This window comes from Coleofasciculus sp. LEGE 07092 (assembly GCF_015207375.1).
In the GTDB taxonomy this organism is placed as follows: Bacteria; Cyanobacteriota; Cyanobacteriia; order Cyanobacteriales; family Coleofasciculaceae; genus LEGE-07092.
Genome location: NZ_JADEWY010000037.1, coordinates 1 through 21,641 on the forward strand (window position 1 = coordinate 1; position 21,641 = coordinate 21,641).

The 21,641-nt window shown below is 47.6% G+C and carries 18 protein-coding genes; 9 read left to right on the forward strand and 9 right to left on the reverse strand.

What is annotated here, in order from left to right; genetic code table 11:
• Nucleotides 1–87 precede the first annotated feature (87 nt).
• From IQ257_RS11255 to IQ257_RS11265, 3 genes are all read right to left on the reverse strand, one after another.
• Complete coding sequence (locus IQ257_RS11255) at nt 88–831, reverse strand: pentapeptide repeat-containing protein (RefSeq protein WP_193882478.1); 744 nt, start codon at nt 829–831, stop codon at nt 88–90.
• A gap of 104 nt (nt 832–935) precedes the next feature.
• A complete protein-coding gene (locus IQ257_RS11260) occupies nt 936–3,629 on the reverse strand; it encodes a TIGR03936 family radical SAM-associated protein (RefSeq protein ID WP_193933044.1) in 2,694 nt (897 codons plus the stop codon).
• Between the two features lie 254 nt (nt 3,630–3,883).
• Complete coding sequence (locus tag IQ257_RS11265; RefSeq protein WP_193873497.1) at nt 3,884–4,267, reverse strand: STAS domain-containing protein; 384 nt, start codon at nt 4,265–4,267, stop codon at nt 3,884–3,886.
• A 631-nt stretch (nt 4,268–4,898) separates the two neighbouring features.
• On the opposite strand from IQ257_RS11265, the gene IQ257_RS11270 reads away from it, so the two are divergent.
• Nucleotides 4,899–5,093 carry a hypothetical protein gene (locus IQ257_RS11270; RefSeq protein WP_193873498.1) on the forward strand — a complete coding sequence of 65 codons (195 nt, stop codon included), beginning with the start codon at nt 4,899–4,901 and terminating at the stop codon, nt 5,091–5,093.
• A 263-nt stretch (nt 5,094–5,356) separates the two neighbouring features.
• On the opposite strand, the gene IQ257_RS11275 is transcribed toward IQ257_RS11270, so the two are convergent.
• From IQ257_RS11275 to IQ257_RS11285, 3 genes are all read right to left on the reverse strand, one after another.
• Entirely contained in the window at nt 5,357–5,734 is a 378-nt protein-coding gene (locus IQ257_RS11275) for a hypothetical protein (RefSeq protein WP_193873499.1), read from the reverse strand.
• Between the two features lie 427 nt (nt 5,735–6,161).
• The gene (locus IQ257_RS11280) at nt 6,162–6,815 is read right to left on the reverse strand and encodes a hypothetical protein (protein WP_193933045.1); all 654 of its coding nucleotides are present in this window, start codon (nt 6,813–6,815) and stop codon (nt 6,162–6,164) included.
• A 636-nt stretch (nt 6,816–7,451) separates the two neighbouring features.
• Complete coding sequence (locus tag IQ257_RS11285) at nt 7,452–8,636, reverse strand: NAD(P)H-quinone oxidoreductase subunit H (RefSeq protein WP_193873501.1); 1,185 nt, start codon at nt 8,634–8,636, stop codon at nt 7,452–7,454.
• Nucleotides 8,637–8,821: 185 nt separating this feature from the next.
• Between IQ257_RS11285 and rsmH the strand changes: the two genes are divergently transcribed.
• From rsmH to IQ257_RS11315, 6 genes are all read left to right on the forward strand, one after another.
• The gene (gene rsmH, locus IQ257_RS11290; RefSeq protein ID WP_193873537.1) at nt 8,822–9,715 is read left to right on the forward strand and encodes a 16S rRNA (cytosine(1402)-N(4))-methyltransferase RsmH; all 894 of its coding nucleotides are present in this window, start codon (nt 8,822–8,824) and stop codon (nt 9,713–9,715) included.
• A gap of 161 nt (nt 9,716–9,876) precedes the next feature.
• Nucleotides 9,877–11,046 carry a DegT/DnrJ/EryC1/StrS family aminotransferase gene (locus IQ257_RS11295; protein WP_193873502.1) on the forward strand — a complete coding sequence of 390 codons (1,170 nt, stop codon included), beginning with the start codon at nt 9,877–9,879 and terminating at the stop codon, nt 11,044–11,046.
• An 89-nt stretch (nt 11,047–11,135) separates the two neighbouring features.
• Nucleotides 11,136–12,035: a cyanoexosortase B gene (gene crtB / locus IQ257_RS11300; protein WP_193873503.1), complete on the forward strand. Its 900-nt coding sequence runs from the start codon at nt 11,136–11,138 to the stop codon at nt 12,033–12,035.
• A 65-nt stretch (nt 12,036–12,100) separates the two neighbouring features.
• Nucleotides 12,101–12,850: a cyanoexosortase B system-associated protein gene (locus IQ257_RS11305; protein ID WP_228060626.1), complete on the forward strand. Its 750-nt coding sequence runs from the start codon at nt 12,101–12,103 to the stop codon at nt 12,848–12,850.
• Complete coding sequence (locus tag IQ257_RS11310) at nt 12,847–14,097, forward strand: polysaccharide biosynthesis/export family protein (protein WP_193873505.1); 1,251 nt, start codon at nt 12,847–12,849, stop codon at nt 14,095–14,097. Before IQ257_RS11305 ends, IQ257_RS11310 begins: the two co-directional genes overlap by 4 nt.
• Before the next feature lie 169 nt (nt 14,098–14,266).
• On the forward strand, nt 14,267–16,495 hold the full coding sequence (locus IQ257_RS11315; protein WP_193873506.1) for a GumC family protein: 2,229 nt from the start codon (nt 14,267–14,269) through the stop codon (nt 16,493–16,495).
• 182 nt (nt 16,496–16,677) lie between these two features.
• Here IQ257_RS11315 and IQ257_RS11320 read toward each other — a convergent pair whose 3' ends face one another.
• From IQ257_RS11320 to IQ257_RS11330, 3 genes are all read right to left on the reverse strand, one after another.
• Nucleotides 16,678–17,028: a ribulose bisphosphate carboxylase small subunit gene (locus IQ257_RS11320; protein ID WP_193873507.1), complete on the reverse strand. Its 351-nt coding sequence runs from the start codon at nt 17,026–17,028 to the stop codon at nt 16,678–16,680.
• Between the two features lie 70 nt (nt 17,029–17,098).
• On the reverse strand, nt 17,099–17,488 hold the full coding sequence (rcbX, locus tag IQ257_RS11325; RefSeq protein WP_193873508.1) for a RuBisCO chaperone RbcX: 390 nt from the start codon (nt 17,486–17,488) through the stop codon (nt 17,099–17,101).
• A 90-nt stretch (nt 17,489–17,578) separates the two neighbouring features.
• Nucleotides 17,579–19,009, reverse strand: a complete 1,431-nt coding sequence (locus IQ257_RS11330) for a form I ribulose bisphosphate carboxylase large subunit (RefSeq protein ID WP_193873509.1) — start codon at nt 19,007–19,009, stop codon at nt 17,579–17,581.
• 630 nt (nt 19,010–19,639) lie between these two features.
• Between IQ257_RS11330 and IQ257_RS11335 the strand changes: the two genes are divergently transcribed.
• Both IQ257_RS11335 and panB read left to right on the forward strand, forming a co-directional pair.
• Nucleotides 19,640–20,755, forward strand: a complete 1,116-nt coding sequence (locus tag IQ257_RS11335) for a ligand-binding sensor domain-containing protein (protein ID WP_193873510.1) — start codon at nt 19,640–19,642, stop codon at nt 20,753–20,755.
• Between the two features lie 86 nt (nt 20,756–20,841).
• The gene (gene panB, locus IQ257_RS11340; RefSeq protein WP_193873511.1) at nt 20,842–21,621 is read left to right on the forward strand and encodes a 3-methyl-2-oxobutanoate hydroxymethyltransferase; all 780 of its coding nucleotides are present in this window, start codon (nt 20,842–20,844) and stop codon (nt 21,619–21,621) included.
• Nucleotides 21,622–21,641 lie beyond the last annotated feature (20 nt).

Below are 21,641 nucleotides of genomic sequence, written 5' to 3' on the forward strand. Positions count from 1 at the left end.
ACAGGGATAGGGGAGATAGGAAAGATGGGGAAGAAAAGTTACTTCCTTGTCTCCTTGTCCCCTTGTCTCCTTGTCCCAATCACTAACCTACTGATGAATAGTGCCATCGGGCAAGATTACCCCCGATAAGTTCGCTCCCGTCAGCTTCACCAGCAATCGGTCGTTTGTCCCAACTTTAGCTCCCCTCAAGTCAGCCCCACTCAAATCGGCACCACTCAAATCGGCTCCAATCAAGTTAGTGTCCCGCAGATTGGCACAAATCAGGCAAGCTTGGAACAAGTTGGCTCTAAAAAGATTGGCTTGTTCTAAGTTCGCCCCACTGAGGTTGACGTTATGCAGAAACGCATCCGTCAAATTCGCCCGACTCAGATTAGCATTGCTGAGATTTCGCCCTGACAAGTCTTTTTCTTTCAAGTCAGCCCCTCGAAAATCCGCTCCACTTAAATCAGGATGGGGCCACTGTCGCTGATAATGTGATCTAGACTGGGTTTGGGGTTGGGGGCGTCTGGGTTGGTAGTAATCCCGCGACTGGGCAGGTTCTGGCTGAGGTGGTTTCGATTGATAGTAACGTCTCGTGGGAGAAGGCTCTTTTTTGGGCGGCGGTTTGGATGTGGGTGCAGTTTTCTTTTGCGATCGCAGTTTATCCCGCGCTTGGTTAATCTCCTTGAGTTTTTCCTCAGCCTTTTGCCGCAACCTCTGGTTTTCTTCCGGAACGCGATCGGGATGCCAAATAAACGCCAAGTCCTTGTAAGCCTGATTCACCTCTTCGAGTGAGGCTCCAGGCTCCAATCCTAGGACTCTGTAGTATTGGTCTAGTTCGTACTGTGACACTAGTAAGTGCGATCGCGTCTGTTATAGATATAACTTTATCGTAGGAAAAGCATCTTACCCATCAATTTATCGTAAGACAGACATCTGCCTGTCGAAGGGAATGTTTATTCCTCACCCAAAATCAACTGATATCGATGGATATTCAATAGCTGAAACTCCTGCTGAGTTAACTGTTCCAACATATAAACCAACTGCTCCGGGCGCAGCAGAGTTCCATCATTGCGACAGCTACCCACATAGCGCAGCACTGCAGCTTGAGGCAAAGACTCTTCTTTTACCTCCACTAGTTCCAACTCAAACAACCACTCGCGTAAATTAACCTGTTGCTTTTTCCCCGACTTTGTTCTTTTTTCTAACCCAATAACCTCACGCGCTAAAATCTGCTCAACCCAATCCTGCCACTGTTCAGCAGCAGTATTCTCAACCGCAGCAATCGTAACGGTATACTCGCCCCGTTCCAACAGACGAGTTGCCGCAGGAGTCGTTAAGTCCACCGCTTCAACTCGATAGACTGGAATTTCAGACGGAAGTTGAGATTCCAGTTTTTCCTTAAACTCCTCAACCTCCATCGGCTGAGTTAATTCAAACTCCACAATCTCACCCGTGCTAGAAGCACCTAGGGACAAGGCATTAGCAATCATAATCCGAGGACCGGGATGATAGCCACCGCTGAAGGTAATCGGTAGTGATGCGCGTCTGACTGCCCGATCAAACAACCGTACCAAATCCAAATGACTGACTAACCTCATATCCCCCAACTTGCCAAACCACACCCGCAACCGCTGAACTTTTTCAGTATTGGGTTGGTAGTGACCGGCAAATTTCGGAATCGGTAGGGCATCAATCACAATATTATGACCGAAATCGGTGCCGCAAATGCCGCAGTGAGAACAGCCTTCAAAGGAGCAATCTGGAACCGTTGCCGCTTCCAAAGCGCGTTGCAAGTCAGCAATCAGCCAGTTCTTTTCAATCCCAGTATCAATATGATCCCAAGGCAACGGCGCATCATAGGCGCGGTTTTGGCGATCGCCTGTATCCGTACCTGCCATCACATTCCATTCGCCCTTGTCCACAAGGCGGTATTTCCAAGTTAGGTCAGATTCTGCGATCGCTTGTTCCCAAGCCGCAAATGCCCGATCCAAACTCTCCCACCACGAATCCATCCCCGCACCCAGTTCCCAAGCGCGGCTCAAAACACTAGCCAAGCGCCTGTCTCCGCGTCCGACAAAATCTTCCATAGCAGAAATCCGGACATCGGTGTAATTCACCTTAACGCCCTTCGTCTTGCGAAACGCCTCACGCAGCAACTCTTGCTTGCGCACAAATTCTGAGGTTGAAACCGAATGCCACTGGAAGGGAGTATGGGGTTTAGGCGTAAAATTAGAAATCGTGATATTAAAATTGAGGGGTTTTCTACCCGATATCCGGCACTCTTGCCGTAACCAACTTACCGTTTCCGCAATCCCCAACACATCGATATCGGTTTCACCGGGTAAACCAATCATGAAGTAAAGCTTGACCTTATCCCAACCCTGCTCGCAAGCGGTTTTTACCCCCTTCAGCAGCTCTTCATTGGTTAGCCCTTTATTCACCACATCCCGCATCCGCTGTGTACCAGCTTCTGGGGCAAAAGTCAAGCCACTCTGCCGTAAACCACCCAGAATATTGGCAATGTTTTCATCAAATCGGTCTACCCGTTGACTGGGCAGGGACAGGGAAATATTCTCATCCTTGAGCCGATTTTTAATTTCCATTCCCACCGCTGGCAACGACAGGTAATCAGAACAACTCAGGGATAGCAAAGAAAACTCGTTATAACCCGTAGCCCGCATTCCCTGTTCGATTGCCTCTACCACGTTTTCCGGTTCCACATCCCGCGCCGGACGAGTCAGCATTCCCGGTTGGCAGAAGCGACAGCCGCGAGTACAGCCGCGTCGTACTTCTATTTTGAGGCGATCGTGTACAGTTTCGATGTAGGGAACCAGTCCAATCGAGTATGCCGGTATCGGTGTCGCCACTCGCCGCAGAATTCGCGTTGGCACATCGGGGCGGTTAGGATGCACTGAGCCATCCTCTGCCATATCATAAAACCGAGGCACATAGACTCCCGGAACCTGCGCTAAATCTAGCAGTAATTCTTCTCGCGTTAATCCTGCTGCCTTACCTTCTTCTATCACTAAACCAATTTCCGGCAGCAGTTCTTCCCCATCTCCTAGGGCAATAAAATCAAAAAAATCAGCGTAGGGTTCAGGATTAGAGGTAGCGGTTTGCCCTCCAGCAAAAATTAGAGGATAGCCAAACTGGGAGTTACTCCCCAGCTCCTCTGCTCCCCAGCTCCCCAGCTCCTCTGCTCCCCAGCTCCCCAGCTCCTCTGCTCCCCAGCTCCCTTGCTCCCTCTCTCTCCAAGTCATAGGAATTCCTGCCAAATCTAACATTTCCAAAATGTTGGTGGCACCTAGTTCATAGCTGAGGCTGAAGCCTAAAATATCAAAGTCTCTAAGCGATCGCCGATTTTCGACAGCAAACAGGGGTGTCTTGGTTTCCCGCAACTGGGCGGCTAAGTCGGGTGCAGGTAAGTAAGCGCGATCGCACAGTTGCCTGGGTTGGGCATTCAAAATATTGTAGAGAATAATATGCCCCAGATTGGAAGCGCCTACTTCGTAGATTTCGGGATAGGTTAATACCCAGCGTACCCGTGCGGTTTCCCACGGCTTATGAACCGCACCCAACTCGTTACCCAAATAACGAGCGGGTTTATTGATTGCTTTTGTGAGTAGTTCCTCGACAGCAATTGGCATGAGCTTATTTCCACTGCTCGGCAGGCAGCTAATCCTCACAACTCATTCATCTTACAGAAGATAGGGCAAAAATGCCTATTCACCAAGTCGTGTCTAAGATGCTTCATTGCTTCCTAACCTTGAGAGGAATGGGGTATGGGATGTAGTAAGAACAATACTCATATCGTGGAGTTACAATCGGTCATCCTTTGCGTTCCCTATACCCCATTCACAAAAAGGGAGCCAGTGCAGCATGGCAGGAGGAAAGTCAAACCCTATGCAATCAGCAGAACCTCTTTCTGGTTCTGAACCTCCTCCTGCTTTTGAGCGATCGCATCGGTAAAACTAGTGCGGTTCTCAAAAATCTCGAATGCCCGGTCTAACTGAGTCAGTTCAAAAATTATGCGTAGCGAGGGAGTGACACGGCAAAGACCAAACCGCTTGCCTCGACGTTGAGCCAAACGAAAAGCAGCAACTAAGGCAATCAATCCAGGGCGGTCGATAGATTCTACCCAGGACATATCGACTAATAAAGCAGAATGACGTTCTGACAGGATAACTGTTGTAAGTTGGTTCTGAAAATCAACGATGTTGTCGGCATTAACGGAACTATCGGGCTGAACAATTGCCACTTGTGAGTCCCAGATCGTGATTGCCATAGTTCACTCCTCGCGTTTGCCAGTGGAATAGGTTGACAGGGAATATACCCAAAATAGCTCGAAAATTATTTTGGAAGCTACTTTTTTGACCGGACTTACTAAATTATACGATTGTTAATCAGTATATTGTAAAAAAATGTGTACTCCTATACTAAATTATTTATTCCCTCATTAATTTTATTTAACCTGATCTTTGATTATAGCGAGAAAAAATAGTGAATTTCCCCAAAAACTGTGAGAGAAAAATGCTTAAAACTCTGGCGTCTCTTCTCAAGCAAGTCAACTAAATTGAGAGACAACGGGTGTACTTGTTTACACGAATTACTAATAAACCTTATTCTTTAGTTAAATAAAACTTTATTAGCGTCGATATGGGTACTACAGGCAGCTTTTACTAGGTTTAAACGCTAATATTAAGATAAATCGAGGAACTAAAATGTTCACTGTAGGCGATTCGTTACAGGCAGTTGAGCTGAGGAAGAACTGGGCTATCAATGAATAGCTGTTACGGATAATTCTATTCAGCAGGAAAAACAGTGACTCAGATCACTGAAAATCAAGACAGCGATCACGCTAGTGCCTAGAAATTCCGCAGAAAATTAATTACAATGGAGTTCTATGCAAAAAAAGAGTGAAAACTACACACGTTATTCGTCAATTGGTAGAGAAAGCCCTCTATATCAGACAACTGACTCCTGATATAGAAAACTCAATTAACTGTGAATTGACCCGTATGGGCTATATCTCAGATGCTGATTACGAAGCATTAGAGTTACTGATGTCTGAAATGGATGCTGGTCGAATTCAACTCGTTCCTAACACGTAAAGTAGCTAGGCGGAGAAGAAAGCTCCAAAGTGAACTGAGATTAGTCTGCTATTATTCAAGGCATTGACTTTACGCTTCAAAACGTCACAGATATGTGATTGAATAAGAGGGTGTTATCATCCAATCTGGAGAAGCTTTCAAACTGATCAAGGATTTATAGGGAAGTCCAGCGAGGGTGCTGTGAATTAGCATTTAGTTGCTTTGGAATGAATCTTTTAACGGTTTGGGAAGCTAAACGACAGAATTGAATGACCAATTATCCACTAAGCTCCAAACTCTTCGGGATGAGCTTGCCAAATTTCAGTAATGAAATAACTTAGTCGCTCATGAATAGTTGGGTTGTCTGGGAGTTTGCTATCTAGATAGTCTATCTTAAGCAAGAGCGGAATCACTTCAGTATCTAAAGCAGGTCGTAACAATCTTGTGGGCCACAGCAGATCAGGTCCTTGGTGCAAATCGTAGAGTTCTTGGGATTCCGGTGACGCGACTGATACCGCTAATAGCAAAGGGCGTATCCAACAAACTTGCCGCAATTCCACAACTTCAATAACTTCGGCATACAACCGCGTGGTTTCGTGTTCCAGACAAACAATCTGATGAGATTGGAAGCTGTAGGCTGAAAGGGTTGATACTGGCTTCACTGCAATTAAATAGCTGGCTCTTTAGATGGGGTTGTCTTCATTGTAGAGCGATCACACGGTTTGAGTGTATGGGATAGCGATCGCTAACGTCAGTCTAGCTGCTTTGATACCAAAAAGTTTGACACCCGTCAGGTACAGCAGAAATAAACTGCCGGTATGCAAAATTATTGTGCAGTACTAATAGATTTAGACAAGTCTAAGTTAATTGCTATTTGTCCAGGAAGGACACAAGAAGAAATTAAAGTAAGTACCTGTTGCTGAAAAATGAAGAAAATCTGAGTGAAAAACAAAAAAAATACTTTTCAACGCCAGTAATTGAGGGGTTAGAGACTGGTTGACTGAGCAAAACTTGTGAACACATACCCAGAAATCCCTCTCCGTTGGGGAGAGGGGTTGGGGGTGAGGGCGCTAGACTCTTGCGTACTCCCTACTCCATTGCTTTCTGCAAGATTTTAGCGCGAGTACATCCTCCATCCCAAGACCAGTTGGGCATGGAAGTAAGGGGATTGTATTGCACCCACCTATTGCCTTCATTATCCTGATAAAAGCTAGCGATTTGTGCTGTTGCCTGACCTCCCCAAGGAGCTTTTACGCTAATTTGATCTCCAAACTTGAAAACTTCACCCGCCTCATTGGTCACTTCAGTCACTTTCCGAGGAGGTTCCTTATCGGGTCGCTTGGGTCGGATTTCTAGGGGAGGTCTTTCAGGCGGCTTTGGTGGCGTTGAAACAGATACTTTTTTCTCACCTGTGCCGTTACTCCCTTCACTAGCACGGTTACTTGACTTCTCCTCAACCGTTTTCTCTGGCTTGGATAGCTCTGACTTAGAGGACTCTAATTCCGGCTGTTCTGACTTAGAGTCCTCTAGTTCCGGCTGTTCTGACTTAGAGTCCTCTAATTCCGGCTGTTCTGACTTAGAGTCCTCTAGTTCCGGCTGTTCTGACTTAGAGTCCTCTAGTTCCGGCTGTTCTGACTTAGAGTCCTCTAATTCCGGCTGTTCTGAGTTTGGGGGAACATTAGCAGTCAGAGAGTCAAGGTTACTCAGGTTAAGTTTCTTCCGGGTTGATTTTTTGCGAGCCATAGCGTCTGGTGTTTGTCAGCTTGCAGAAACCTCATTGACTAGGGAGGTAGGGGAGTAACCCCTCACCCCAAATCAATCAAATCTGATTACAATAAGTTATCTCGGGTGTATCTACTTTTCATTAACCGAGATGAAACTTAAAGTAATCAAGTTAGGAAATTGTCTACCCCTCTGAAACTGGGGGTAATAGATTAAGCTACTAATACTTATATCCCTCACAATAGTGCGCTAACAAGCTTTATGGGCAGGAGTGCTTCTCCCTATCTAGCCTCGGTTGCTTCCAATCGAAGCCAAGTTAAAGAAGGTAGAAGTTTTACGCTGCCTTACTTCCTAACTTACTTTAGCGTTAGTTAAGTATAGCATCGGTAGACGTTCCCTAAGGGGGATTTTAATCCTGTGGCTATTGCTAATTTAACCATATTGGAAATTTAAAAGAAATTTGCATTTTAAATAAGATAGTTGGAAATATAGCGTTTCTTAGTCTTGTGAGGTAAGTCCTTGAGCTTCAAGTCCCCCTTTATAAGAGGGATGCGAGGGGGTCGTATTGTAACTCAGATGAGAGAGAACTGCTATAAGTGACACCAAGGAGTACCCGACTCAAGAGGCACAAACAACTCTTATGCCTCTTGAGACGCTTCAGCGGTCTACGGAACCCATAATGATGTCAATACTGCCCAGAATCGCCATGATATCGGCAACTTTGACCCCCCGTAGGATATTAGGCAGAATTTGCAGGTTATTAAAATCAGCCGGACGAATCTTCCAGCGCCACGGGAAGACGTTATCATCCCCAATGATGAAAATTCCCAGTTCTCCTTTACCGCTTTCCAGGCGAACATAGTGTTCGCCTGCAGGAATCTTGAAAGTTGGCGGAATTTTCTTTCCTTGGAACTGATAGTCGAAATCGTTCCATTGGGATTTCTTCCCTTCTGCCATGCGCTTGGCTTCCAGGTTTTCGTAGGGACCACCTGGCAGTCCTTTCAAAGCCTGACGGACAATTTTAAGCGACTCGCGCATCTCCCGTATCCGCACCAGATATCGGGCAAAACAATCTCCACCGGTTTCCCAGTGGATGTCCCAGTCAAAGTCGTCATAGCACTCGTAGTGGTCAACTTTGCGCAAGTCCCACTTCACGCCAGAACCCCGCAGCATAGGACCCGATAGTCCCCAGTTAATCGCTTCTTCCCGCGTGATAGTGCCAACGCCTTCAACCCGACGGCGGAAGATAGGATTATCGGTAATTAAGCGTTCGTATTCATCTACTTTGGGGTCAAAGTAGTCACAGAAGTCCTCGCACTTATCCACCCAACCGTAGGGGAGATCAACGGCAACTCCACCAATGCGGAAGTAGTTGTTGTTAACCAACCGCTGTCCTGATGCGGCTTCCCACAAATCATAAATCATCTCCCGTTCCCGAAAGATGTAGAAAAAGGGAGTTTGGGCACCCACGTCAGCCATAAAGGGTCCCAACCACAGCAGGTGATTGGCAATGCGATTCAATTCCAGCATGATGACGCGAATATAGCTGGCACGTTTGGGAACTGGAATATCGGCTAACTTTTCTGGTGCATTGACGGTAATTGCCTCGTTAAACATTCCCGCCGCATAGTCCCACCGACTAACGTAGGGAACGTACATGATGTTGGTACGGTTCTCAGCAATTTTCTCCATGCCTCGGTGCAGGTAGCCAATAACCGGTTCGCAGTCGATGACATCTTCTCCGTCTAACGTAACAATCAGGCGGAGAACCCCGTGCATGGAGGGGTGGTGGGGACCCAGGTTGAGAACCATGGGTTCGGTTCTGGTTTCGATTTTCGCCATATTAAGGGGTTTTCCCAAGGGTTAGCTGCAACACATTAGCTCCTGGCTACTAGCTTATTGTCTCTCGGTCTGTGTCAGAGTGGTAAGAGCATTGAAATTACAAAACATACCGATTGACAATCTTCTTAATTGCCAATTGCTCATCGCTGAAACTATGTTGACTTTTGTTGCATCCCTTTAATTATATGGAGTTTGAGTCTCAAGCGATGAAGACAGAAGCCTTATTTCACGTTCCGGTACTAAGACAGGAATTAATTACAGGCTTGAATATCCATCCGGGCGGACATTATCTTGACGCTACGGTGGGAGGTGGGGGACACAGCCAGTTGATTTTAGCAGCAGCCACCGACGTGAGGGTAACGGCAATTGACCGCGATGCTGAAGCGCTGGCAACGGCTCGTGTTAAACTGGCTGCCTACAGCGATCGCATCCAATTCTGGCACGGAAATTTTACTGAATATAAGCCAGATAATACTTTATTAGATGGAATTATTGCCGATTTAGGCGTTAGCTCTGCTCAATTCGATGTTCCAGAGCGAGGCTTTAGCTTTCGCCATACCGCCCAGTTAGATATGCGGATGGATCAGCGCCAGTCCCTCACAGCCGCAGAGGTTATCAATCACTGGGATGAAGTACAATTGGCAGATATCTTTTATAAATATGGCGAAGAACGCCTATCTCGACGCATTGCCCGCCGAATTGTTGAAAAACGTCCGTTTCAGACAACGACACAATTGGCAGATGCGATCGCGAAAAGCGTTCCCTCCAAATACCGCTATGGCAGAATTAATCCCGCCACCCGTGTTTTTCAAGCCCTCCGCATCACCGTTAATCAAGAGCTATCTTCTTTAGAAACCTTCCTGAATCGCGCCCCAACTTGGCTGAAACCAGGAGGCAGAATTGGCATTATCAGCTTTCACAGTCTAGAAGACCGTCTCGTTAAGCACAACTTTCGGGACTCACCCCTCTTGCAAGTGCTGACCAAAAAGCCCGTAACTCCCCAAGCAGAAGAACTAGATGAAAATCCTCGCTCTCGTTCTGCCAAGTTAAGGAGAGCCGAGCGGATTGGAGAGGGATAAGAGGGATAAGGAAGATGGGGGAGATGGGCGAGAGTACGTTTGTTCGTGAAAACTTTACAAAAATTTGATAGTTCAGGGTGGGCATAGCTATTTAAATTAGACATAAATGGATATGGGATAAAATTGCGCTTTTAATCAATAAACTATTTTTGTGAACTTAAATGAATCCACAAACCCCGGTAACTATTCCGTTTGTCGATCTGACACTGCAACATCAGCCCATTCAAGACCAACTAGAACAGGCGATTCAATCTGTAGTTCAGCGGGGAGATTTTGTATTGGGTCAAGCTTTGGCAGAGTTTGAGGTGGGGTTTGCCGCAGCGTCTGGTGTTGAATATGGTATTGGAGTAGCCTGTGGAACGGATGCGATCGCTTTAGGGCTGCAAGCCTGCGGTATCGGTGTGGGTGATGAAGTTATCCTTCCTGCCAATACCTTTATAGCGACGCTGATTGGCGTCATTCATACGGGTGCTACTCCGATTTTAGTAGATTGTGAACCTGACACAGCCCTAATTAACTTGGATGCTGCCCGAAAAGCAGTCACGGCTAAAACCAAAGCGATTCTCCCTGTTCACCTCTACGGGCAGATGGTTTCGCCGCGCCAATTATTAGAATTTGCCGACACCCATAATTTAATAATTTTTGAAGATGCAGCTCAAGCGCACTTAGCTGAACGAGAAGGGTATCGAGCGGGTTCAGTCGGTAAGGCGGCGGCATTTAGCTTTTACCCGAGTAAAAACTTGGGTGCCTTTGGCGATGGTGGAATTGTTCTCACCAACGATGCTACTGTAGCCCAAAAACTGCGATCGCTCCGCAATTACGGAGCACCTCGTAAATATTTCCACCCTGACTTCGGCACAAACAGCCGCTTGGATACTCTGCAAGCTGCCATTCTCCACGCCAAACTACCCCATTTACCCCAATGGAACCAGTTACGCAACCAAGCCGCCCAGCACTATGATCACTTGCTAGCACCCTTAGCCAAGGCGGGAATTTTTCCCATCCAAAACCACAGTAGAATGGGTCACGTTTACCATCTTTACGTGATTCGAGTTACGACAGACTGCCCTTTAGAGCGACAAAGCATTCAGGATAAACTAGCAGTAGTTGGTATTCAAACCGGGATTCACTATCCCATCCCCTGCCACCTCCAACCCGCTTATGCTTATTTGGGATATCAAGCCGGTGACTTTCCCCATGCCGAAACCCTTTGTCAAGAGATTTTGTCGCTGCCGATGTATCCGGGCTTGAGCAACGAGCAAATTCAGTGCGTTGTAGACTCCTTAGAAAACCTCTTGCCAACCCAACACTCATTCGTCATCAATCATTAGTCTTTTGCAGAGTTTCCAAAACGAAGAAGTTTTTTGCAAATCAATAATTACAGCACACCCCATTCCCCACTCCCCATTCCCTAAAACCTATGCAAATCGGACGCAAAATTCCCATCGCCATCGATCGCTACCTGATAGACGGTGCGATTCTTGCTTTGCTGGCAATTGTCTATGCGCCCCTACTGATTTACTGGTATGATGGCTGGCTCAACAAAAGTGTCAGCCTGGTTCACGAATACTTCAGCCACGGTTTAATTGGACTGCCCTTTGCTGCTTACATTGCTTGGACTCACCGAAAGCAATGGCGCAAGTTACCCCATAATGCTCACCCTCTGGGTCTGGTGTTACTACTATTGGGAGGATTATTCTATCTATCAGGTCAATCAGAACTGGTTAATTTATCCTTTCCTGCTGTTTTAGCTGGACTTTGCCTGTGGTTTAAGGGCATTCGGGGATTCCGACTGCAAAGTTTTCCCCTCATGCTGGTATTTTTAGCCACGCCAACGGCAGTCCCCTACTTGATAGAACCTTATATCTTGCCCCTACAGCGGTTTATTGCGGGGACGGCTGCATTTATCTTGGTGCAGTTCGGTTTAGATGTGACGCTAGTTGGTGTCAATTTGTTCGTTGGCGGACGGATTGTCGAAGTTGCCCCTCACTGTGCGGGTTTGAAGATGTTGTTCACCAGCCTGTATGTTGCCTTGATGCTGCTGTACTGGAGTGATGCTTGGAAGTCCCGCCAGAAAAGGATTTTGCTTTTATCGGGAGCCGTAGTCGTTAGCGTTGTGGGTAATATTATTCGCAATGCCTTACTTACCTTCTTCCACGGTACAGGTCAAGACAGTGCCTTTCATTGGCTGCATGAAAGCTGGGGTGGCGATGTGTATTCGGCTGGGATGCTGGGTATGCTGGTGATTTTACTCAACGCAATCGAACGATATTGCCCAGAGGAACCCGAATCGAGTCCCCAGTTACCCGAGGGAGAATAAAACCGAAGAACTAGTATATCACATTCAATGGGGGCAAGCAAAAGGCATCCATGAAGGCAAATGCAATGAAATCAGTGAGCCTGCGCAAGTTAATTAGGGGTGTTCGACTCGATAGAGCGATCGCCCTAGCGCTGTTGTTAGTCCTGCTAGGAGTTGGGGCAATCCCCGGTTACTGGACAGGAAACTGGCCCTGGGCGGAACTTCCCAAAATAACGAACCTTAACCAAATCAGAAATCTCCGTAAGACAGGACTCGAACTTCCCGGTTTGCAAACCCTTGAGCAAAAAACGGTAACAATTGGGGGTCACGACTGGTCTTATCAAGAAATCAAAGCAGACTATCCAAAACCCATACTGTTGCTTTTACTGCCTCCTAGCGATCACACCTCCCAGCCCCAGGTCGAATGGGCTGATATCGATGGTGTTTTCCAATGGCAGACCGATTCCTATACAAAAATGCAGTTTGAGGTAAAACCATCGGAGTTGGCATCCCTTACGGCAGCAACAGACAAAAATATTATTGCTGAAGTTGAGGCGCGTTTCTTTCGCGCTTGGACTCAGCAGCAAACCTTTGCCGTAGTGCAGTGGTATGCATCACCCCAAGGTGGACATCCAGCACCTAGCCGCTGGTTCTGGACAGATCAACTCGCTCAGTTGCACCGTCAGCGAGTTCCTTGGGTTGCCGTTTGCCTTCAGATTCCGATGGAACCCTTAGGGGATCTTGAAGCGTCTGAATCTCTAGCAGAATCTGTCAGTAAAATAGTTCAAACCGCCTTGATGGTCGATCCTTTTTCGGGAACCTCCAGTGCCTCATGAATTCAAAATCAGGACAATACCCCCATCAGTCAGTAGTCTTGTGGAAGCCGTTAATTACCCTGGCTAAGGTTGGTTTTTACAGCACAGCAGGAACTCTTGCCACTACAGCCTTGCTAGGGATAGTTGATGCTGGTGCCGGCATAGCTCAGACTATACCCGTTCTTCCCCCGGTCGAAGTCCCTGATGCAACGATTCCTAACCCAAACCTTCTCACTCCGGATGCCCTAGAACTGTATGCCCCTCTGCCACCCCTAGGCTACCCTGAGCAATCGCCTCAACGAGCACCCGACGCTCAATTTAAGCAATATATCTTGGGTATAGGAGATGCGATCGCAGCGACAGTGGAACGGTATCCCGACCTCAACTTTACAAGCCAAATTGATTTGCAAGGAAATATCCTTGTACCCCTCGTTGGCAAACTGCCAGTTATCGGACTGACACCGGAACAGGTTCAAGATTTACTACAGCGGAGCTTCAGTGAATTTGTTGTCGATCCAAAGGTGACGGTAGTACTGGCAGGAACTCGCCCAGCCACTATTACCATTACAGGTGAAGTACTCCGTCCGGGTTACTACTCCCTCGGACCGGGTTCGCCACTCACTGCCGCCCTGCAAGTGGCAGGCGGTACAACCAACGAAGCCGACTTGCGTACTGTTATCATCCGTCGGCGCTCTCCTGTAAACAATTCCATCATTGAGCAACAAATTGATTTGTTTACGCCCCTGCAAAATGCCTCAGCCCTACCGGATGTGCAGCTCCGGGATGGCGATGCTGTCGTAGTCTTGAAGTTAGAAGCGGGTACGACAACAGATTATGACCTTAGTCTAGCCTCTCGTTCGACTTTGGCTCAACCGCAAATTATTGTCCGAGTATTAAGCTACCCGAATGGCAGAATCGGCAACCTGAACTTGCCCAATGGTAGTACATTTGTAGATGCGTTAACCTCCCTTGCCCCAAGCTTGACAGATGCCAACTTGCGATCAATTGCTGTGATCCGCTTTGATCCGGAAAAGGGTCAAGCTGTTACTCAACGAATTAATGGGAAACGGGCATTGCTTGGTGATGCTGCGCAAAATGTCCCCCTACAAAATGAAGATGTCATTGTCGTCGGTCGTAGCCTTGTTGGTAAGGTTGAGAATGCCCTGCGTTTGGTCACGCGACCCTTTAGTGATTTTCTCGGCTTCCGCAACTTCTTTGAAAATATAGGAGACGTATTTGGTTCGGGAAATGACAATAACAATAATTAAGATTAAAGAAATCTACCCCATCCCCAATAAAAACTAAAGAATTCCCAAGACTACCCGCTTAAGCTAGAATACAGGCACAAATACTTACCTCTACCTAGTTCGATCAAGTCAATATCTTAAAATTAAAGTATTAGAATTCCTGCTTCATCATACGTTCGGTGAAACTGCCATGACCCCCCCCATAGTCAAACGTTATATTATCGCTCTCGATCGCCACAAGGTGACGGGAATGATTGTTTTTGCTCTGATCAGCGGGCTAGCAGGTATTGTGGCAATCATGCCATCGGAGGAAGCCGCTACGTCTTACGAGGCAGTTGGGGTTTTGAGAGTGACCACTCTGCCCACGACATTTTCACCAACGGGACAGCAGATTCAGCAGGAAGGAACCAATCTGACTGAGGAGCTGCTATTAGCCGACAATGTGGTCGAAGCGACAGCAACTGCTGTAGGAACTAAGGCAAAAGACCTGGTAAAGCAGGTGGAGTTGAAGTTTGGTGGCGGCGATGATGATAAAAAACAAGCACCATCAATTATTGGAGTCATCTATAAAGATGGCGATCCGGAGAAAGCGGCGAAAACCGTAGATGTGCTGATGCAGAAGATGGTAGAACAGAGCCGTTTGGTGAACAGTGAACGGCTACGAGCGATCATTGACTCAATTGAAACCCGAGCCGCAGAAGCCAAAGCCGAACTTCAAGAAGCCCAGCAGGAATTAGAACGCTACGACCGGATTGAGGGAGCAGCTTTGGCGGCAGCTCAAGATGGTACACTGTTGGGTTCGATTACAGGTAGCCAGCAGCAGCAACGGCAGCTTCAACTGACTCTAGAAGGTATGGATACTCAGATCGCCAGCTTGGAAAATCGGCTGGGGTTGACGGCTGACCAAGCTTATACCAATTCAGCCTTGAGTGCTGACCCAACGATTGCTAGCTTGCGCAGCCAAATTATGCAAGCCGATACTCAGTATCAAATGCTCAAGAGTCAAGGGTATAAAGATGCCCACCCGAATGTGGCAGAGTTACTGCGACAACGACAGACTTCTGAAAAAATGCTACAGCAGCGTGCGACTGAAGTCATCGGTGGCAATGGGTTAGGTGAACCTCTAACACTCCCCAAAATTCGTCAAGATAGCAACCTAGACCCCGCCCGGATGCAACTGGCAAATCAGTTAGTCGCCCTGCAAACCCAGCGAGATACTCTCAGACAGCAATTGGTTGCCATGAAGAGAACTGAGAAGGAGCTCTTGGAACAGTATCAAAAACTGCCAACCAAGCAGCTAGAGCGTATGGCGCTGCAAAACCAGTTCACGATGAGACAGAATTTTTACAATACTTTGCAGACATCGTTATTTAATGCTAAGACCGGAGAAGCTGAGACAGTCAGTAATCTGGCGGTTGCCCAAGCTCCACAAGTCAACGCCATTGGGGGAGGTGTCGAAAAAAGCAATCCCATTGTGATCTTGGCAGGGGGGACATTTTTCGGTTTAGTGGCGGCAGGTGGACTGATTGTGTTGCTGGCAATTCTGGATAGCAAGCTTTACACAGCACAGGAGATACAGCAGGTACTGGCGCAACAAGATGTACCCATCTTGGCAGAACTGCCCTCCGTCATGACTCTCGATCCAGACTTTGGACAAACAGGTATTTTGCTCAATCCCGATTCTCCTTACTTAGAGTTCTACGAGCGATTCCGCAGTAACTTGGTGCGTGGGGAGAATAAATCCTTAAAAGTGGTATTGGTGACAAGTACGACTCCAGGAGAAGGCAAGACGGTGACTGCTTACAACCTGGCGATCGCTTCAGCCCAAGCCGGTAAGCGTACCCTGTTAGTAGAAGGGGACTTGCGATCGCCCTCTCAATCTAAAATCTTTAAAGTCACCTCTGACTCCGACGCCCGCGTTCAACCCCTGCTTTACTACAGCTCCAAGAGCGGATGCATTAAGTTAGCTCCTGATATTGAAAATCTCTACATCGTACCCAGTCCGGGACCTCAGCGACAAGCGGCTGCCATTCTCGAATCGAAGGAACTAGAGCAGTTGCTGACAGACGCTCGCGGTCGGTTTGACTTTGTGGTTGTAGATAGTCCTGCACTCTCCCAGTGCAATGATGCTTGGTTGCTTCAACCTCTAACAGACGGCATGGTACTCGTTACCCGACCGGGTTACAGTGAGAAGGCGGTGTTAACTCAGACTGCTGAAGAATTAGTGGAAGCTGAACCGTCACCCCTCTTGGGAGCCATTATCAACGGTGTCGATAAACCTGTCTCTATCACCCCGGTTGAAGAGGTTGAAGAGATTGTTGATAGTGTTGATGATGAAGAAGAAGAGAGCTTTGAGGACGAAGAAGACTATGAAGAACAACAAGAGGAGCAAATTCCCACTGGAGCAATGCGGTTTTGAGGGAGTCAACAACTCACCGCTAAGTTCTAACGAACTATAGCGGCAGCTTGAAATACAGCTCTAGTTGACCAGACTAAGGTTCTAGAAACCTACGTTATCTATAAAATCTATAAAAAAAGGAGAGGCTTAACCTCTCCTTTCAATTTTCAATCTCAGAAAATTTTAGCAATCAGCAGATTAGTTTAGTAGTAGCTCCGGCGGGCACCAGCTTCATTGGGTTTGTAAACAATGAAACTGAGAACTTGGCACTGCTTGATGTTATCAAACCCGACAACTCGGATAAAACTATCACGGTAGTCAGAGCGACAAGCATCCACTTCCGCCATCACTTCTTTAGGTGAGCGAGCTTGAAATAAAGGAAGCTTCCACAATGTCCAATAGTGTTGCGTCGGTTCTGAAGATTCGCTGAATTCGATAGCTGGAATGTAGCCCTGCTCCAGAATATACTCCACTTGTCTGATAATTTGCGCATCGCTCAGGGGTGGCAAATAGGATAGGGTTTCGTAACGACGCTCTTTCGGTAAAGTTTGCATGGGTTATGCTCGTAAATTGAAGTAAGGGTATACAACCTAGAGGCTTTATGGTGTCCCTGACTCAGTCGTATTAGTTTTCTGAATCAGGTTGCTGTTCGGGGTAGCTAGGGGGTTCAGAGCTTATAAATTGCGTAATGCGCTCTAGATGCTGACGCCGATGTTCTGTGTTTGACTGCTGGATGCTAGTGCGAACCATTTCAGGTAAGAACTCTGCTACTTCTTCTGCCATGTGCTGCCGTACAGTCATGAGTCGAAGCGCTAGCTCTTGTTTCTCTTGAAGTAAGGCTAGCAGGAAAGCTTCACCATCTTGGATACTGTTCCTTGAAGAAAAGGAATGCAGCCATAGTGCCTGGGGAGGGTCAGTTTCACTCAACTGAGCCATAACTGTCCGTAGCGCCTGATAGGTAAAGTAGCTAGTCAACACCTTGGCTGTATCTTTCGCAACTTGTTTTAGATCCATCTTCTGAACCCTGCCTAGTAAGTGCTGAATTTTGAGTACTGAATCCTGAGTATACTTTGTCACCCAGGACTCAGCACTCAGCACTTTAGATCAGACGGTGTCCATCGCCTCGAACTCGAACTTGATTTCCTTCCACAGTTCACAAGCGGTTGCCAACTCAGGACTCCACTTGCAAGCTTCGCGGATAACGTCGCCACCTTCACGCATCAGGTTACGACCTTCGTTACGGGCTTGGACACAAGCTTCCAGGGCAACCCGGTTTGCTGTTGCACCAGGAGCATTACCCCAGGGGTGACCGAGGGTGCCGCCACCGAATTGTAGGCAGGAATCATCGCCGAAGATTTCAACCAACGCAGGCATATGCCAAACGTGGATACCACCGGAAGCAACGGGCATTACTCCGGGCATAGATGCCCAATCTTGAGTGAAGTAAATTCCACGCTCACGGTCTTGTTCGATGTGGTCTTCGCGCATCAGGTCAACGAAGCCCATGGTGATACCTTTCTCACCTTCGAGCTTACCAACCACAGTACCGGAGTGGAGGTGGTCTCCACCAGACATCCGCAGACACTTAGCAAGAACGCGGAAGTGGATACCGTGATTCTTTTGACGGTCAATTACCGCGTGCATTGCACGGTGGATGTGTAGCAGGACACCGTTGCGGCGACACCACTTAGCCAAGGAGGTGTTAGCGGTGAAACCACCAGTCAGGTAGTCGTGCATGATGATGGGGGTGCCGATTTCTTTGGCGAACTCCGCACGCTCCATCATTTCTTCACAGGTGGGGGCGGTGACGTTGAGGTAGTGACCTTTAACTTCACCCGTTTCAGCCTGGGCTTTCTCAATGGCTTCTTGGACGAACAGGAAGCGATCACGCCAGCGCATGAAGGGCTGGGAGTTGATGTTTTCGTCGTCTTTGGTGAAGTCCAAACCACCGCGCAGAACTTCATAAACTGCACGACCGTAGTTCTTAGCAGACAGACCTAATTTAGGCTTAATCGTGCAACCCAATAACGGACGACCATACTTGTTCAGTTTGTCGCGCTCAACGGTAATACCGTGAGGAGGACCTTGGAAGGTCTTTAGGTAAGCGATAGGAATTCGCAGGTCTTCCAAACGCAGCGCCCGTAAAGCTTTGAAACCAAAGACGTTACCGACCAAAGAGGTCAGCAAGTTGGTGACAGAACCTTCTTCAAAGAGATCCAATGGGTATGCCACAAAGCAGATGTACTGGTTGTCTTCCCCACGGACTGGCTCAATGTCATAGCAACGACCTTTGTAACGGTCGAGGTCAGTCAGCAGGTCTGTCCATACCGTTGTCCAAGTACCCGTAGAAGACTCAGCAGCAACAGCAGCACCCGCTTCTTCAGGAGGCACTCCCGGCTGCGGGGTCATGCGAAACGCCGCCAGAATATCGGTATCTTTAGGAGTGTAATCCGGAGTGTAATAAGTTAATTTATAATCTTTTACCCCGGCGTCGTACCCAGTCTTTGACTGAGTTTTGGTTTTCGAGTAAGCCATGCTTTCCTTCCTTAGGAACTACTGAACGTTGCGACAGGCACTTGCTAATTTGGTGTTTTAGATTTAGCTCCAACTATGGACAATAAAATCTTTGTTAAAGGCTTGCCAAATAAGCCTTCAACTGGGGCAACACCATTACCCCAATCCCTAGTGTTGGTTTCTGTCTGGGATTACCCAATGACTGTTAGTTCATTGCAAACTTGACTTGGCAAAGACAATGTTTTCAGCCGATTCAGTCCATTAGGTAATGCTCTATGATTTTCATCACCGTTGTCAATATACCAAGAATTGGATTAGTTTAAATTCAAATATTCTTTAGAAATGTATAAGGTATCTTTATAAAGATACAAATTATTAATTTTTATTGCTTTTGCGTTACAAATGAACCCGATTCGATAGAAGAGGAGGTAATCGGGCTCAATTGCCTTCAAGTCTTAAGAAAGAAGGGAAGCAGAAGGGAGAGTTTGGTCAATAAAGCAAATAAGACAGACAACGCAGAATTCACGAAACGTTACCTCCTCTCAGAGTCCGCCGTCAGGACTGGATGCCCAGTTGCATTGAAATATCGTTCTAATTGCTTGCCCGATTAAGATAGAGAAGGAAAAAGCCGACAAATTAACCAGAAAAAACATGGGGTTTGCGAATGCCCGTATCGGTCTTGTCATCAGTGCAATACTCTTGGGGTTGAATGCACCTTCCCTAATACCAACGCCAGAGGCACGGGTACAACTTGATCGGGGTTTGGTTTCTGCACAAACGAATATCGACGACTCAGCACCGGATTACCAAGGAACTTCGCCACCACCAGGGGGCGACCCACTGCCACGGGAACGCCTCCGGCAAGAAGTACAACCCCTGCCTACTGATTTTCGGGTGCCTGCCTTGCAACCTGACTATACCGGCGATCTCTGGGTGGGTTCCTGGTCAGGGTTAGCGAGAATTAACCCCAACACCGGACAAGTAAAAACTCGTGTCGCTTTGCCCAATTACACTATCGGCGCGTTGGCACAAGACCGGGTAGGACGGATTTGGGTGGGAACCTACGAAGGGCTGTTGCGAGTAGACCCCCGTAGCAACGAAGTGACCGCTCAAAATTTCACGCTGCCCTCAAATCGCGTACTATCACTGTTGGTCGATCGCCGAGGCTATCTTTGGGTGGGAAGCGATCGCGGTCTTACCCTAATCAGTCCCGACCAGGGATTATTGATGACAACCGTACAAGAACTTCCGGGAGTTAGCGCTAACGCCCTCACCCTAGATGAGGATGGTCAGCTTTGGGTCGGCACTCTAGAGGGACTGGTGCGAGTCGATACTTCCAGTGCCTTTGTTACAGGTCGTATCGGCAACCTCTCAGGAACTATCGTGCAAGCTTTGACCACTGGACCCGATGGCAATCTCTGGGTGGGAACGCCGAACAGCTTGCTGGTTATCGATCCTGAAAATCCCTTTCAAGAACCACGTTCTGTGACACCCTTGAGGGGTCGCAGTGTAACGTCCGTCCGCTTTGCACTGGATGGTAGTGTTTGGGTGGGGACTGAAAACGGCTTGTTAAAAATCCGAGCTGAAACAGGAGCAGTACTCGGTGAAATTCCCAATCTGCCGTCTGATCGCATTCTTTCTCTGTCTCCAGACACGGGTAATAAGTTATGGGTGGGAACGACAGAAGGACTGGCTTGGGTAAGTTTGAGTAGTGGTCTTGTCAGACCACATTTAGCGTTTATCAAAAATCCCCCAGAAACGTTTTAGTCATTTGTGGTTTGTTATTTGTCATTCGCCCTTTGTCCTTTGTAAAAATCAATGACTAATGACCCATGATTAATAACTAATAACTAATGGTTAACATCCAACAGCTAAACCAATGGAAACAACAGGGGCGTCCGATTGTAGTGCTGACAGCTTGGGACTATGCGATCGCTCAGGTGTTGGATGCAGCCGGAGTGGATATTATCCTGGTGGGAGATTCTTTGGGAATGGTGACGTTGGGCTACGAAACAACGTTGCCGCTAACGCTGGAGGAGATGTTGCACCATACCAAAGCAGTACGTCGGGGGGTTAAACGAGCTTTGGTCGTTTGTGACTTGCCGTTTATGAGTTATCAGGAAAGTCCTCAACAAGCCATGCATTCGGCAGGTCGAGTGTTGAAAGAAACCGGAGCACAAGCGATAAAGTTGGAAGGTGGACATCCGGCAGTTTTGCAAACGGTGGCTCAGTTAACAGCCGTGGGAATTCCGGTAATGGGTCATGTCGGTTTGACACCACAATCGGTGCATCTATTGGGTTATCGACAGCAAGGAAAAACAGAGGAAGCGGCTGAACGGATTTTTGCTGAAGCGATCGCACTGGCTGAGGCGGGTATATTTGCGATCGTTTTAGAGCATATTCCTGCTGACTTGGCAAGAGAAATTACGCAAAAGTTAACGATTCCTACAATTGGAATTGGAGCGGGTTCCTCTTGTGATGGACAGGTACTGGTTACGGCGGATATGTTGGGGCTTTCGGAACGGCAGCCACCTTTTGCTAAGTCTTATGCAAATTTGCGAGAAGTAATGAGTCAAGCGGTGCAGGAGTATAGCACTGAGGTGCGAGAGCGAAAGTTTCCAGTCGGGGAATAGGATGTGTTCTGCGGTTTAGA